This is a genomic window from Helcobacillus massiliensis (assembly GCF_033106145.1).
Lineage (GTDB): Bacteria > Actinomycetota > Actinomycetes > Actinomycetales > Dermabacteraceae > Helcobacillus > Helcobacillus massiliensis.
The window spans coordinates 2397867-2412929 of the sequence record NZ_CP136959.1; the positions used below are offsets into that span (position 1 = coordinate 2397867).

At 68.5% G+C, this 15063-nt stretch carries 12 protein-coding genes; 6 read left to right on the forward strand and 6 right to left on the reverse strand.

Annotation, left to right across the window (positions count from 1 at the left end; genetic code table 11):
• Positions 1 to 111 precede the first annotated feature (111 nt).
• From R3I40_RS10895 to R3I40_RS10905, 3 genes are all read left to right on the forward strand, one after another.
• Positions 112 to 1593 (forward strand): APC family permease, encoded by a 1482-nt coding sequence (locus R3I40_RS10895; RefSeq protein WP_285261999.1) that lies wholly within the window; start codon positions 112 to 114, stop codon positions 1591 to 1593.
• Between the two features lie 4 nt (positions 1594 to 1597).
• Entirely contained in the window at positions 1598 to 2008 is a 411-nt protein-coding gene (locus tag R3I40_RS10900) for a universal stress protein (protein WP_285261998.1), read from the forward strand.
• A gap of 259 nt (positions 2009 to 2267) precedes the next feature.
• Entirely contained in the window at positions 2268 to 2657 is a 390-nt protein-coding gene (locus tag R3I40_RS10905; RefSeq protein ID WP_285261997.1) for a type II toxin-antitoxin system VapC family toxin, read from the forward strand.
• A gap of 18 nt (positions 2658 to 2675) precedes the next feature.
• Here R3I40_RS10905 and R3I40_RS10910 read toward each other — a convergent pair whose 3' ends face one another.
• From R3I40_RS10910 to R3I40_RS10935, 6 genes are all read right to left on the reverse strand, one after another.
• Positions 2676 to 4514, reverse strand: a complete 1839-nt coding sequence (locus tag R3I40_RS10910; protein ID WP_183376708.1) for an ABC transporter ATP-binding protein — start codon at positions 4512 to 4514, stop codon at positions 2676 to 2678.
• Complete coding sequence (locus R3I40_RS10915; RefSeq protein WP_285261996.1) at positions 4511 to 6367, reverse strand: ABC transporter ATP-binding protein; 1857 nt, start codon at positions 6365 to 6367, stop codon at positions 4511 to 4513. The genes R3I40_RS10910 and R3I40_RS10915 overlap by 4 nt, the downstream gene beginning before the upstream one ends.
• A 79-nt stretch (positions 6368 to 6446) precedes the next feature.
• Positions 6447 to 6968, reverse strand: a complete 522-nt coding sequence (locus R3I40_RS10920) for a hypothetical protein (RefSeq protein ID WP_285261995.1) — start codon at positions 6966 to 6968, stop codon at positions 6447 to 6449.
• Positions 6969 to 7134: 166 nt separating this feature from the next.
• Complete coding sequence (locus R3I40_RS10925; RefSeq protein WP_285261994.1) at positions 7135 to 8700, reverse strand: GMC family oxidoreductase; 1566 nt, start codon at positions 8698 to 8700, stop codon at positions 7135 to 7137.
• Positions 8697 to 9281: a hypothetical protein gene (locus R3I40_RS10930; protein ID WP_239375640.1), complete on the reverse strand. Its 585-nt coding sequence runs from the start codon at positions 9279 to 9281 to the stop codon at positions 8697 to 8699. The genes R3I40_RS10925 and R3I40_RS10930 overlap by 4 nt, the downstream gene beginning before the upstream one ends.
• A gap of 103 nt (positions 9282 to 9384) precedes the next feature.
• Complete coding sequence (locus R3I40_RS10935; protein ID WP_317700003.1) at positions 9385 to 10131, reverse strand: IclR family transcriptional regulator; 747 nt, start codon at positions 10129 to 10131, stop codon at positions 9385 to 9387.
• A gap of 178 nt (positions 10132 to 10309) precedes the next feature.
• Between R3I40_RS10935 and R3I40_RS10940 the strand changes: the two genes are divergently transcribed.
• From R3I40_RS10940 to R3I40_RS10950, 3 genes are all read left to right on the forward strand, one after another.
• Positions 10310 to 10630, forward strand: a complete 321-nt coding sequence (locus R3I40_RS10940) for a putative quinol monooxygenase (protein WP_259922391.1) — start codon at positions 10310 to 10312, stop codon at positions 10628 to 10630.
• A gap of 128 nt (positions 10631 to 10758) precedes the next feature.
• A complete protein-coding gene (locus R3I40_RS10945) occupies positions 10759 to 12039 on the forward strand; it encodes an anhydro-N-acetylmuramic acid kinase (protein WP_285261993.1) in 1281 nt (426 codons plus the stop codon).
• Complete coding sequence (locus R3I40_RS10950) at positions 12036 to 15053, forward strand: FAD-binding and (Fe-S)-binding domain-containing protein (protein ID WP_285261992.1); 3018 nt, start codon at positions 12036 to 12038, stop codon at positions 15051 to 15053. The genes R3I40_RS10945 and R3I40_RS10950 overlap by 4 nt, the downstream gene beginning before the upstream one ends.
• Positions 15054 to 15063 lie beyond the last annotated feature (10 nt).

Below are 15063 nucleotides of genomic sequence, written 5' to 3' on the forward strand. Positions count from 1 at the left end.
CCCGTGGACGGCGGTCTGGGAGATGATATGGGTCACCCACCGGTGTAGAGTGTGCCGGTTCCACTGGAAGCACCCGATGCCCTCGGGCGCCGATCACGAGGAAGGCCACTCATGTCCTCCGCAACCCCCACCAGCGGCGCCGGCAGCACCCCGAATGCCGCCAGCGGCGCGACCACTGCGCCCGAGCACGGCGGCGGCGAGCTGAAGAAGGCCATCGGCCCGAAGCTGCTGCTCCTGTTCATCGTCGGCGACATCCTCGGCACCGGCGTCTACTCCCTGACGGGCAAGGTCGCCGGCCAGGTGGGCGGCGCCGGCTGGATCCCCATCATCATCGCGTTCGGCGTCGCACTGCTGACCGCCTTCTCCTACCTCGAGATGGTCACGAAGTACCCGCAGGCCGCCGGCGCAGCGCTCTACGTCCACAAGGCGTTCGGCATCCACTTCCTCACCTTCATGGTGACGTTCGCGGTGCTCTCCTCCGGCATCACCTCCGCCGCCACCAGCTCCGTGTTCCTCGCGAAGAACTTCCTCGCCGCGTTCCACCTCGACACGTCGATGAGCGAAGCCTCCGCCTCCACCCTCGTCACCGTCATCGCGGTTGTGTTCATCAGCCTCGTGGCGCTGATCAACCTGTACGGCGTGAGCGAATCGGTGAAGGCGAACGTGGTGCTGACCGTCATCGAACTGTCCGGCCTGGCGCTGGTGCTGGGAGTCGGCTTCCTCGCCATCGGGCAGGGCAACGCCGACCTCTCCCGCGTGGTCCTGTTCGAATCGCAGAACGACAAGTCCCTGTTCATGGCGACCATCGGCGCCACCGCCCTCGCGTTCTTCTCCATGGTCGGCTTCGAGGACTCCGTCAACATGGCCGAAGAGGTGAAGGACGCCCCCAGCACCTTCCCGAAGATGCTGCTGGCGGGCCTGTCCATCACCGGCGTGGTGTACGTGCTGGTGTCCATCACCACGGTCGCCGTGGTGCCGATCGGCCCCCTCACCGAGTCCGACACCCCGCTGCTGGAAGTGGTGCACCACGGCGCCCCCGGCCTGCCGATCGACGACATCTTCCCGTTCATCTCGATCTTCGCTGTTGCCAACACCGTCCTGATCAACATGATGATGGCGTCGCGCCTGCTGTACGGCATGGCCCGCCAGGGCGTGCTCCCGGGCTTCCTGCGCGGCGTGCTGAAGACCCGCCGCTCCCCGTGGAGCGCGATCATCTTCTCCACCGTGCTCGGCGTGGGCCTCATCCTCGCGGTCCGCTTCGTGTTCGCCGAGGACACCATTGCCGCGCTCGGCGGCACCACCGCCCTGCTGCTGCTCGCCGTGTTCTGCCTGGTGAACATTGCGGTGCTGGTGCTGCGCCGGGACTGCGTGGACCACAAGCACTTCACCACCCCCACCGTGATGGCGGTGCTCGGCGCAGTGACCGCCGGGTTCCTCGTGGGGCCGTGGGCGCAGGACCCGAAGAACTACACGATCGCCGCGGGCCTGCTGGGCGTGGGTCTCGTGCTGTACGTGATCACCTACCTGTACAACGGTGCTGTGCGCGCCCGCCGCACCCGCTTCCACAACCCTGATGAGATCGGCAAGGAATGACCCGATGAAGATCCTGCTCGCCTACGTCCCCTCCGCCACCAGCGAAGCCGCCTTCGAGTACGCAGTCGCCGAAGCCGCCGCCCACGGCGGTGCGCTGCTGGTCCTCGCCTCCGAATCCAGCGGTGTGGCCCGCAAGGACCGCGCCGTCACCGACCGCCGCCCCCTCACCGAGCGGCTCGATGAGACCGGCCTGGAGTACACCATCCGGACCGTGCCGCGCCGTGACGACCCCGCCGACGACATCCTCCGCGCCGTCCGCGACGACGCCGTGGACCTTGTGGTGATGGGCATCCGCAAGCGCACCCCGATCGGCAAGATCCTCGTGGGCTCCACCTCGCAGCGCGTGGTCATGGAGGCGCCGTGCCCGGTGGTGCTGGTGAAGCCGAAGGACTTCGTGCAGCCGCAGGGATTCTGAGCAGGGGTCTGGCGAGGATGCTTGCACACTGCTAGCATGCAGGTATGTCCACTCTGTACATCCGGGATGTGCCTCCCCACGTTTCCGCAGTTCTCAAGAAGCGTGCGGCTCTTAGTGGTCAGTCCCTGTCCGCGTATGTGGTGGACGAACTGACCGCAGTGGCTGCTCGGCCATCGAAGGACGAACTCATGGCACGTCTTGATTCCATCTCGAGGTCGAGCGCCCCGACACGAGACGAGATTCTGAGCGAGCTGCACAAGTGCCGCCCATAGCCGTTCTCGATGCGTCTGCCATCGTCGAGATGCTGGTCGGGGAAGCCGACAGAACGTGGTGGTCCGACGTCCTCGCGTCCGACCTCCACGCCCCGCAGCTTCTCGACATCGAGGTGATGAGCGTCCTGCGAGGCTTGGAACGGGGGCGTCGGATCACAGCAGAGTCGGCTGAACAAGCGTGGGCAGTCATGAGTGATCTTTCGGTCACGCGCCATCCGTTCGCCGTGACCGCTCCACGCGTCTGGGAGCTGAGGCACCAGTTCACTACCTACGATGCGTCGTATGTGGCGCTGGCCGAGGCGCTCGATGCGCGGCTGCTGACGTGCGACCGAAAGCTCGCAGCCCCCGGCCATCGAGCTCTCGTCACCGTGCTCTGATCCGCTTCTGCTCAGAATCTACAGCGACGCCTGCCACGCCTCGTGCAGCGCGGCGAAGCGACCGCCGGCGTCCACGAGCTCGGCGGGGGAGCCGTCCTCGACCACGCGGCCGTCGTGCAGCACGAGCACGCGGTCGGCGATCATCACGGTGGACAGGCGGTGCGCGATGATCAGCGCGGTCCGGTTGCCGAGCAGGCGCGTGAGCCCCTCCTGCACCATCCGCTCCGATGGGATGTCCAGTGAACTGGTCGCCTCATCGAGGATCAGCACGCTCGGGTCGGCGAGGAACGCGCGAGCGAACGAGATCAGCTGCCGCTGACCCGCGGACACCCGCCCGCCGCGCTTGTTGACGTCCGTGTCGTACCCGTCGGGCAGCGCCTCGATGAACTCGTGCGCCCCGATGGCTCGGGCCGCCGCTTCGATGTCCTCGCGGCTCGCGCCGGGGCGCCCCAGTTCGATGTTGTCGGCGATGGTGCCGGAGAACAGGTACGCCTCCTGCGTCACCATCACCACGTGCCGCGTCAGCTCCAGGCCGGTCATGTCCCGCAGGTCGACGCCGTCGAGCTCCACGGTGCCGCCGGTGACGTCGTAGAAGCGGGAGATCAGCTTCGCGATCGTGGACTTGCCGGCGCCGGTCTGGCCCACGAGCGCCACGGTCTGCCCGGCCGGGATGTGAAGGTCCAGCGGGTGCAGCACGAGGGGCCCGTCGGCGCTGTAGCGGAAGGACGCATCGCGGAAGTCGATCTCCCCGCGGCCCTGCTCGATGCGGCGCGCCCGCTCCGGCTGCGGGTCCTTGACGGTCGGCTCCTCCCACAGCAGCGATGCGATCTTCTCCAGCGCCGCCACCGCGGACTGGAACGAGTTGTAGAACCCGGCGATCTCGTCGATCGGCTGGAAGAAGCGGCGGGAGTACAGGACGAGTGCCAGCAGAGCACCGACGGACAGGTCACCGGAGAGCACCCGCAGGCCGCCCACCACGAGCACGGCGGTGATGGTGAGGTTCGCCAGCCACCGCAGGGACGGCTGGTAGATGCCGAACACGTTGATGGAGCGGACCGTGGCGGCGCGGTAGTCCTCCGCGAGCTGCGCGTACCGTTCGTTGTTCTCCTCTTCGCGGCGGAACGCCTTCACGGCGCGGATGCCGTTCATCGCCTCCACGAACTGAACGATCAGCCGCGCCGAATGGGTGCGGATCGCGCGGTACGCCTCCCGGGACGCCCGCTGGAACCATACGGTGACCGCCACGCACGGGATCAGCATGATGAGCATGACGGCGCCGGTCACCCAGTCCATCCAGACGATCGAGACGGCGGTGAAGACCATCGACAGGCTGGAGCCGATGAGGATCGGCACACCGAATTCGAGGAGTTCTCGCAGGGCCTCCATGTCCGAAGTCTGGCGGGACACGATCCGGCCCGAGGTGTAGCTCTCGTGGAACTCGAGGCTGAGGCGCTGCGTGTGCCGGAACACTCGGCGTCGCAGCTCCAGCAGCATCTGCTGCCCGATCACGGTGGACTGGCGGATGTACCCGAAGGTGAGGGCACCGGCGATGACAGCCGCGGCCACGTGCAGCGCGGCGGCGGCGAGCGCCGGCCCGGAGCGGCCCTCCATGAGCGCAGGCAGGCCGTTGTCGATGCCCCAGGCGATGATGGCGGGCCCGGCGACCACGGCGATCTGCGCCGCCACCACCATGATCGCGACGAGCACGAACTGCAGCTTCACGGGGGCGAGGAGTTCGCGCAGCAGCTGCATGGAGCGGCGGCGGGACTCACGGTTCTCCTCCGCGGTGACGGGGACGGCGCCGTCGGCGTCGAGGCCGTTGCCCTTCGCGGAGGTGCTGTTCGCGGCGGTGCTCATCGTGCCTCCATCCCTTCCGCGGCCTCGCCGCTGATCGCTTCGATCTCGCCGGTGAGGGTGTCCACCGAGGTGTTGCGGCGGTTCTCCTCCTGCTGGTGCGCGATCACGTACCGGTACCGTTCGGACGTCTCCATCAGCTCCGCGTGCGTGCCGACTGCGGTGATTCGGCCGCCGTCCAGCAGCGCGACCCGGTCGGCGAGCGCCACGGTGGAGGTGCGGTGCGCCACGATCAGCGTGGTGGTCTCATCCAGCACCTCGCGCAGACGCTCGGTGACGCGCTCTTCGGTCTTGGTGTCGAGGGCGCTGAGGGGGTCGTCGAGGAGGAGGACTTCGGGGCGGGCGGCGATGGCGCGGGCCAGGGCGAGGCGCTGCCGCTGCCCACCGGACAGGCTGAGGCCCTCCTCGCCGATCGCGGTGTCCACACCGTCGGGCAGGTCGTAGGCGAAGGAGGCGTCGGCGGTGTCGAGCGCGAGGTGCAGCAGGTCCTCGCGCTCCTGGTCGCTGAGGGCGGCGTCGGCCCCCAGGAGCACGTTGGTCCGCACGGAGTCGGAGAAGAGGGTGGCGTCCTCGAATGCGACGGCGGTGCGGGTGTGGAGGTCCTCGAGCTGGAGGTCGCGCAGGTCGGTGCCGTCGATGGTGATGGCGCCTCCGGTGACGTCGTACAGGCGGGCGACGAGCTGCAGCAGGGTGGACTTGCCGGACCCGGTGATGCCGACCAGCGCCATCGTCTCCTTCGGGCGGATGGTGAGGCTGGCGCCGTCGATGATGTCGGGTATGCGGTCGGGGGCGTCGGCGTAGCGGAAGTGGACGTCCTGCAGGACCACTTCGCCGCGCGCAGTGGGGGAGGGGGAGGCCGACGGGTGCTGCGCCTGCCCCGGCTCCGGCGAGGTGATGGTGTTCTCGGCGTCCATCACCTCGAAGTGGCGGTCGAGGGCGGTGGAGGTGTTGACGAACATGCCGAGCAGCTGGCCGAGCATCCGCACGGGCCCGGTGACGAGGACGGCGGTGGTGAAGTACGCGGCGAGCTGGCCCACGTTCATGTGCCCCGACGCCGTCAGATGCAGGCCCACCAGCAGGGACAGACCGGTCGCGATCTCCGGCAGGGTGAACATGACCATGTCGAAGCGGGCGATGGCGGTGGCTTTGCGGACCTCGGTGAGGCGGAGGTCGTCGGCCTGCGCGGTGAAGCTCTCCAGCGCGGTGGGGCCGCGGCCGAACGCCTTGAGCACGCGGATGCCCTGCACGGACTGCTCAATGGTGGTGGCGAGGTCACCGGTCTGGTCCTGCGACTGGCGGGACAGCTGCGAGAAGGTGCGGCTGAACCGGTAGGAGTAGATGCTGACGGGCACGGCGGCGGCGATGAAGATCAGCGCCAGGATCCAGTTCGCCTTCACCAGCAGGGCGAGGCCCACCACCACGGTGACGATCGTGGTGACGCCCATGATCATGCCGAACGCGATGAAGCGGCGGATGAGGTTGGTGTCGGTCATCGCGCGGGACAGCAGCTGCCCGGAGCCCCACTGGTCGTGGAAGGCGACCGGCATGTCCTGGATCTTGCGGTGCAGCCGGACCCGCAGGTCCCGCTCCACCGTGGTGGCGGGGCCGATCACGAAGATGCGGCGGAGGAACAGCAGGAGCGCTTCGAGGGTGCCGAGCGCGAGGACGATCGCGCCGCCGGTCCACACCACGGAGGCGGGGCCGCCGGGGTGCAGGTCGGAGTTGACCATCTGCTCGAGCACCTGCGGGATCATCAGGGCGAGCACGGAGGAGCCGAGGGCGACGATGAGTCCCAGGATGAGCCGGATGCGGATGGGGGCGATCAGAATCCAGAGTCGTCGCATCGCCAGCCGCATCGTCTATCGCTCTCCTTCATGTCGCACAGGCCGCCCATCCTATGTGATGCAGGTCGCCTGCTGCACGTGGTTTCGCAGGTCAGTGCTTCGGAGCGACACCATCGACGGCGTCGATCGCCTCCCCGGAGGTGGCGCGGACGAGGGTGCGCTCGCCCACGAGCACGATCGGAAGGGCATCGAGCCCGCCGAGTTCGGCGGTGAGGGTGCGGGCGTCCGCATCGTGCACCACGTTCACCCAGCTGAAGCGGTCGTCGTTGGACCGCAGCGCCACCTGCATCTGCGCGGAGCCCTTGTTGGACGGGGCCCACAGGATGATGCCGTGGCCGTCGGTGCGCCGCGTCAGCGCCTGCGTGAGCGGTTCGTGCAGGCCGCGCCGCAGCGGTGAGGTCCAGAACGCCATGAATGCGCCGAACGCCAGCATCACCGCACCGTAGACGGGGTGAGAGGAGGCTGTGAGCAGAACGCCGATCGCCGTGAACACGAGGAACAGGGCGACGGGTTTGACCCACAGCCGCCCGAGCGGCAAGGGGGCAGGAGTGATGCGGCCGGGGCCCTCCGGGGTGGGGGAGGGGGCCGACGGGTTCACGGATCGCGACGACATGTCCCCATCGTCCCACGTGGGCAGTTATCCACAGTCTGCGGAGCCCATCGCCATCGGTGCGCGGGCCCGGCAAGAATGGATGCCAGAGGGAGAGGAAACGGCCCCGGCGCTGCTGAGGGGGATAGCGCCGGGGCCACTTCATTGCCCGACCAGATCGAGCAAGGGGTTACACGGTGCCGGTGCGCAACGCTTCCTCTAGGTATTCGGCCTGGCGCATTGCCAAAGCGACGATCGTGAGTGTCGGATTGGCAGCGGCGCCGGTTGTGAACACCGAGCCGTCGGAAACGAACAGGTTCGGAATGTCGTGGGCCCGGCCGAAGGCATCGACTACACCATCGTCCGGACGCTCACTCATACGGCACGTCCCGAGATTGTGTGTGGACGGGTATGGCGGAGTGCGATGAGTCGATGTCGAACCCACTGCTTCGTAAAGGGCCTCCGCTGCGCTGTAGGCATGTTCGCGCATGGCTAGATCATTTGGATGATCGTCGTAATGCACATTTGCGACCGGCAGGCCGAACTGGTCGCTGACAGTGGGGTTCAGCGTGATCGCGTTGGACTCCTGCGGCATGTCTTCACCCACCAGCCAGCAACCAGCCGTACTCGCATAACCGTCGAGGATGGACGTGAAGTTGCGTCCCCACGCTCCGGGCTCTGCGAAACTGGCCAGGAAAGCCGGCCCCAAGGAGATTGTTTCGATGTAGTAGCCGCCGGCGAAGCCGCGGCCGGGATTGTGAACGGATTCATCGGCGATCAGGCCAGCCATGGTCTCACCCCGGTACATGTGCACAGGCTTCGAGAACTGTGCGTATACGCTGCCCGTCAGGTGGCGCATGTAATTGCGGCCGAGCTGCCCCGAGGAGTTCGCAAGGCCGTCCGGAAACAGAGCATTTGCGCTCTGCAGAAGCAGACGCGGGGTTTCGATGGCGTTGCCTGCTACACAGACCACGGCGGCTGCCTGACGCTGCAGGTTGCCGTCTTCGTCGAAGTAGAGGACCCCTTCGATTCGGCCCTTCGAGTCCGTGGTCAGCTCGGCGACATGGCAGTTGGGGCGAAGATCGAGCTTTCCAGTCTTGACAGCACGCGGGATCTCTCGCACCATCGTCGACCACTTCGACTTGTTCTTATCGCCCTGGAAGTTGAAGCCATCCTGGATCGACGCCGGCCGGCCGTCGTAGGGTGCCGCGTTGGTGCCGTAGGGACCGGTTGCGTAGTGCTTGTAGCCCACCTTCTCCGCACCCCCGGCGAGCACCTTGTAGTTGTTGTTCGCCGGCAGCGGCGGGCGCCCGCCGCGATGTGTGGATCCGATCGCGTCCTCGGCACGCGTGTAGTACGGCTCCAGATCCTCATAGCTGATGGGCCAGTCGAGAAGATTCGCACCGTCGATTCGCCCGTAGGTGGAACGGGTCTTGAACTCGTGGGGTTTGAAGCGCGGTGTCGCGCCCGACCAGTGAGTGGTGGTCCCGCCGACGGCCTTCACGATCCACGCGGGCAGGTTGGGGAAGTCCTTGGCGATGCGCCACGACCCGGAGGTCGTCCTCTGGTCAGTCCACGCCATTTGGTTGAAGGCTTCCCACTCAAGGTTCACGTAGTCCTCGTTGTGCAGGTAGGGGCCCGCCTCCAGCAGCACGCATTCGATGCCCATTCGTGTCAGTTCGTAGGCCATGGTGCCGCCACCGGCTCCGGAACCCACGATGACGACCGACGGGGTTGTGAGCTCGATCTTCTTCATTGCCCGCTCCTCCCGGTCCGGTTCGGCTGTCCTGACTGTCGGTTCTGCCCCACGGGTACTGCAGCCGGTCGGACATCTGCGGCGCCGCTGGCGCCAGGGATTGGGGAAATGACATGAGCCAACGGCTCGCCTTCGTACTCCTCGATCCGAGGTTCCGGCAGCCAATCGAGGTCGTTGAAGCCGCGGTCGATGTATCCGCCCTTGTCGAAGGAGGGGCCTTCATACCCGAGCGTTGCCCACACCTCCTCGTCCTCGTACAGGTTCACAACGGCGTTCTGCCGCACGAACCCGAAGAACGGTGTGTGCTGGATCTGCATGAGCAGCGGGTGTGCCTCGTCGGGCTCCATGTCGATGAAGGTGCCGTTGGACAGTGCTTCTAACGACCGCAGCCCTTGGTGGAGCTTCACTTCGGCCCACGGTGACGCGGCGGCTTCCCGCAGAACGATGTCCGCGGTCCGCTCATACGCCGTGATGGGCACCGAGTCATGCGGGAAAATGGCCCGGATCAGATGGGTGAGATAGGCCTTTTCGTCTGGGAGTTGGCCTGCTCTTCTCCCGGTTTCAGTCTTCTTCGACTGCATGACCCCTCCTTAGGTCGTGACGTGATGGCCGCCACAGTAGGAAGAGGGGTCTGGGTGCTCAAGAGGTGTTCTCAGGGCACGAGAATCAGCCTCCGCGGGAGTGTCAGAGTCGGTTCGCGCCCAGGCGGTACGCCCGTGAGGCCCGCGCTGCGGAGGCACGCAGCCGTGATTCGATGTGGCGCTGCCGCCCGTCGTAGGCACCCGACGGAGCCGATATCGCCAGTGACCCGATCAGCAGTCCGTCGCCTGCCCGAATCGCAGCAGCGGCACACGATATCCCTGGCTGGAACTCTTCGTGCTCCCACGCAACACCGCTCTCGCTGATCGCCGCCAGCTCCTCAAGGAGCTCGTTCGGATCGGTCCTGGTGTTCGGGGTGTGCTGCTGAAGAGGAGTCCCAGACACGCGTTCGTGCTGCTCGTCGTGGGAGAGGGATGCGAGGCCGATCTTTCCGAATGCCGTCGCGTGGGGACTCTCATGGAAGCCGAACCCCATCTTCCCCAGACGGGGCGCGTCAGCGGAGTCGGCGACGTCGACCACGACGAAATCGGTGCCGCGATGGACTGCCAGGTAGCAGGCGAGATGGAGGTCATTGTGGAGGCTGCGCACCTCTCGGCGGACAGCGAGCGGCACACCGATATCGTCGTGGAGGCCCTTTGCCAGCACGTGCAGCCGGTAGCCCAGCGCAAACCTGCTTTCGGCGCGGAGATGCACCATGTACCCGAGGTCGATGAGTTCGCTGCATGCCCGGTACACCGTTGGGAGTGGGATGGAAGTCCGTTCCGCGATCGACTTCGCGGAGGCGCTTCCCTGAGACGCGACAGCTTCGAGGATTGCGAACGTCCGCTCCACCTGTCCGTGAGGTGGGTTCTGAGCCGCCTGAAGATCCGCCATTGCGCAAGGCTAGCCCACGAGCAGCGGCGCTGAGGGCTTCTTGCGCGATGAGAAGAGCTGTGGAAGTCGAGGGGCGGCACAGCCCAGGATGGGCACATCGTCCGAGGCAGTCCACCAGTTCAGGAAAGGGAAGACGATGATCCTTATCAATGTGAAGTTCGAGGTCAAGCCGGAGCATGCGGACAATTGGCCCTCAATCTCCGAGGAGTTCACCGAGGCGACTCTGCAGGAACCGGGGAACCTGTGGTTCGAATGGTCGCGCAGCGTCAAGGACCCCAACACGTACGTTCTGATCGAAGCGTTCACCGACGAGGGAGCCTCCCCTCATGTCGAGTCCGAACACTTCAAGGCAATGCAGGAGGAGTTCCCCGCCTATCTGGCGTCGACTCCGCAGATCGTATCGGTCCAGGTGGAGTCCGACGGCTGGGGCCCCATGGGCGAGATCAGCGTCGAGTGACCGGCGGGTCGTGAGGGTCTGATCGATCGGTCGACCGGGCCCTCACGCCAGCGTCGTCGGTCCTACCCTGGAGTCCTCTGTTGTTGCGGCTCCCCCATGCAGTTGTGAGGTGGTTCAGTGTGATGCCCGTGAGCGCAACCGTCATCGGCCTGATGTCCGGCACGTCCCATGACGCGATCGACGCCGCCGCAGCCCAGATCCATCTCGAGGACGGTGCAGCCGGACCCACCCTCGTGCTCCGCCCCCTCGGCCTCGTCTCCGCACCCTACGAACCCGGCCTGCGCCGCGCCATCACCGCCGCCCTCCCGCCGAATCCCACCAGCATGGGCGCGGTGTGCGAACTCGACACCCGCATCGGCCAGGCGTTCGCCGACCTCGCCGCCCGCGCCGACACCGAGCTCTGCGACGGCCGCGCCGACCTCGCCGTCTCCCATGGCCAGACCCTCTTCCACTGGGTCGAGGACGGTCGGGTCCGCGGCACCCTGCAGCTCGGGCAGGCGGCATGGATCGCGGAGCGCACCGGCCTGACCACCGTCAGCGACCTGCGCTCGCGGGACGTCGCCGCCGGCGGCCAGGGCGCCCCACTCGTCTCGATCATCGACGTGCTCTGGCTGCACGGCCTGCAGGCCGGCGAGGCCGACGGGACCGCACCGGCCGGCAGCGCAGCCGCCGTGAACCTCGGCGGCATCGCCAACGCCACCGTGCTGCGCCCCGGCGCCGACCCCATCGCCTTCGACACCGGCCCCGCGAACGCCCTCCTCGACGCCGCCGTCCACGACCGCACCGGCGGCCGTCAGAGCGCCGACGTCGACGGTCTGCTCGCGCTCGCCGGCAGCACCCACCCGCGCCTGCTCGAAGCGCTGCTGGCCGACGGGTTCTACGAGCGGCCCGCCCCGAAGACCACAGGGAAGGAACTGTTCCACCCGGGCTACATCGCTGAGCGCGCCCGCGCCGCCGACCCGCCGGTCGACCTGGATGAGCTCAGCCTCGAGGACCTCGCCGCAACCCTGACGGAGCTGACCGGGCGCACCCTCGCCGGCGCGCTGACCAGCGCGAACACCACCGGTGCGCCGGGCCTGGTGGTGCTGTCCGGCGGCGGCACCCGGAACCCGGCGATCGTCGCCGCGATCCGCCGGCACCTTCCCGCATCGAACGTCCGCATCAGCGACGAGCTCGGGTTCGACTCCGCCGCGAAGGAAGCGCTCGCGTTCGCCGCGCTCGGCTTCTTCACCGTCCACGGCCTGCCCGGCGCCCTGCCGTCCTGCACCGGCGCCGGCCGCGCCGCCGTGCTCGGGTCCATCACCCCCGGTACGCGCGGCGCCCCGCCGCTGAGCGGGAGCCCATTCGGCGCCGCGAACCCGTCGGCCCGCATTCCCGCCCCCATCGCCCTCCGAATCGAGCAGCCATGACCCACCACAGCACAGTGCCCGGCGCGATCCGCGACGCCGTCGGCGACCCGAAGCGCCTCACCACCCGCCTCATCGACCGCGCCGCCCGCGCCGGCGACGCCTCCCACTACCTCCTCACCCCCAGCGCCGTCATCACCGCCGCCGACGCCCCCGAAGTGGGCCGGATCCTCGCGGCCGCCACCGCCAGCCGCACCCCGGTCACGATCCGCTCCGGCGGCACCAGCCTCTCCGGCCAGGCCTCCACCGACGGCATCCTCATCGACGTCCGTCAGCGCTTCCGCACCATCGACGTCCTCGACGGCGGCGAGCGGGTCCGCGCCGGCTCCGGCATGACGATCGCCCAGGTCAACAACCACCTGCGCCGCTACCACCGCCGCCTCGGCCCCGACCCGGCCAGCGAAGCCGCCGCCACCATCGGCGGTGTCATCGCCAACAACTCCAGCGGCATGGCCTGCGGCACCGAACAGAACACATACCGCACCCTCGAATCGATGCGGCTCGTGCTGCCCACCGGCACCCTGATCGACACCGCTGACCCGCACGCCGACCGCCGCCTGCGCGACCTGGAGCCCGACATCCATGACGGCCTGCTCCGCCTGCGCGAGCGGATCCGCTCGAACCCGGCGTCCGTCGCAGCGATCCGGGAGCGCTTCGCGCTGAAGAACACGATGGGCTACGGCATCAACGCCTTCCTCGACGCCGAGCACCCCATCGACATCCTCCGCCTGCTCATCATCGGCTCCGAAGGCACCCTCGGCTTCGTCGCCGACGCCACCTTCCGCACCGTCGGCGTGCCCCCGTTCGTCACCACCGGCCTCGGCGTGTTCCCCAGCCTCGACGCCGCCGCCCGCGCCCTGCCGGCGCTCGTCGACTCCGGCGCCGCCACCCTCGAACTGATGGACTCGACCTCGATCACCGTCGGCCAGGAGCTCGCGGATGCGCCGCCGGAGATCACCGGGTTCCGGCCCGACGGCGAAGCCGCCCTGCTCATCGAATACCGCGCCGAGACCGCCGCGGCCCTCGCCGAGCAGCAGTCCGTCGCGAGCCGCATCCTCGCCGGCGAGGAGCTGCGGGATCAGGTCCGGTTCAGTGAGGACCCCGTCGGCCGCGCGTCCGCGTGGGCGCTGAGGAAGGGGCTGTACGCCTCCGTCGCCGGTGCGCGCCCCACCGGCACCACCGCCCTCCTGGAGGACATCGTGGTGCCGCCCGCCTCCCTCGCGGACACCTGCGCTGACCTGCAGGACCTGTTCGCCGAGCACCGCTACGGCAGCAGCGTCATCTTCGGCCACGCGAAGGACGGCAACATCCACTTCATGCTCACCGACCGCTTCGAGGGCGATGACGCGCTCGGCCGCTACGACCGGTTCACCGAGTCCATGGTGGACCTCGTGCTGTCCCACGGCGGCAACCTCAAGGCCGAGCACGGCACCGGTCGCGCGATGGCGCCGTTCGTGCGCCGCCAGTACGGTGACGAGCTCTACGACGTCATGGTGCAGCTCAAGCGCCTCATCGACCCCGCCGGCATCATGAACCCCGGCGTCATCATCAGCGACGACGCCGACGCGCACATGGCGAACATCAAACTGAACCCGCCGGTGGAGGACGAAGTGGACCGCTGCGTGGAGTGCGGCTACTGCGAACCCGTCTGCCCCAGCCGGGACCTCACCCTCACACCGCGGCAGCGGATCGTGGTGCGCCGCGCCGCCGAAGCAGCGCTTGCCCGCGGTGACCTCGACACGGTGGCGGAGCTCAGCGCCGACTACGACTACGAGGGTGTGCAGACCTGCGCGGTGGACGGAATGTGCGCCGTCGCCTGCCCCCTCGGCATCGACACCGGGGCGCTCGTGAAGCGCCTGCGCCGCGAGAAGGCGAACCCGATCCACGCCGCCGCGTGGGCGGGGGCGGCCCGCGCCTGGGCGCCCGTCAGCCGCGGCGCCGCCCGTGCGCTGGACGCCGCCGGGGCACTGCCGCCGTCGGTCCCCGGGGGTCTCTCACGCGCCGGCCGCGCTGTCCTCGGGGCCGACCTGGTGCCCCGCTACACCCCGGACCTGCCCGGAGGCGGCGCCGCCCGCCACCTGCTCGGCCGCACCCTCGGCGCGAGCAACGGGGACCTCGTGGGCATCTACCTGCCGGCGTGCGTGTCCTCCATGTTCGGGCCGGCCGACGGATGCTGCAGCGACAGCAGCAGCTGCGGCGGCGGCTGCGGCGGCGGTGGCTGCAGTGACGGCGGCTGCAGTGGCGGCGAGCGGGACCGGCACGGCGTGGCCGGCGCCCTCGGCACGGTCCTGGAGCGGGCGGGGCTGCGAGTCGTCATCCCGGACGGCATCGACACGCTGTGCTGCTCCACCCCGTGGACGTCGAAGGGGTACGCGGCGGGCGTCGGTGCGATGCAGCGCCGGGTCAGCGGCGCCGTGCGGCGCGTGGTGCGCGAGCTCAGCGCTGCCGGCGCCCCTGCCGATCTGCCGATCATTTCCGACGCCTCCAGCTGCACCGAGGGCTACGCCTCCATGCTCGCCGACCAGGGATTCCGTGTGGAGGATGCGGTGGAGCTGGTGGCCCGCGAAGCACTGCCGCGCCTGCTGGGCAGCGGGGCCGACGGGACCGCCCCCACCGGTGCGGCGCTTCAGCCGCAGGTGGATGACATCGTCCTGCACCCCACCTGCTCCTCCACGCAGATGGGGCTGAACCCTGCGCTCATCAAGGTCGCCGAAGCCGTTGCGGACACGGTGACGGTGCCCGCGATGTGGTCGTGCTGCGGCTTCGCGGGCGACCGCGGCATGCTTCACCCGGAGCTCACGGACGCCGCCACCGCTGACGAGGCCGCCGAGGTGCGCCGAGGCGTCGACACCGCTGATGACCGCGACGCCGCAGAACCGCGGGGGAGCGGCACTGCACGCGGCAGCCGCGCGTTCGCGTCCTGCAACCGCACCTGCGAGATCGGCATGTCCCGCGCCACCGGCGAGGACTACCGCCACATCATCGAGCTGCTCGCCGACGCGGTCCGCGCCGGCTGATAGGCGGAAC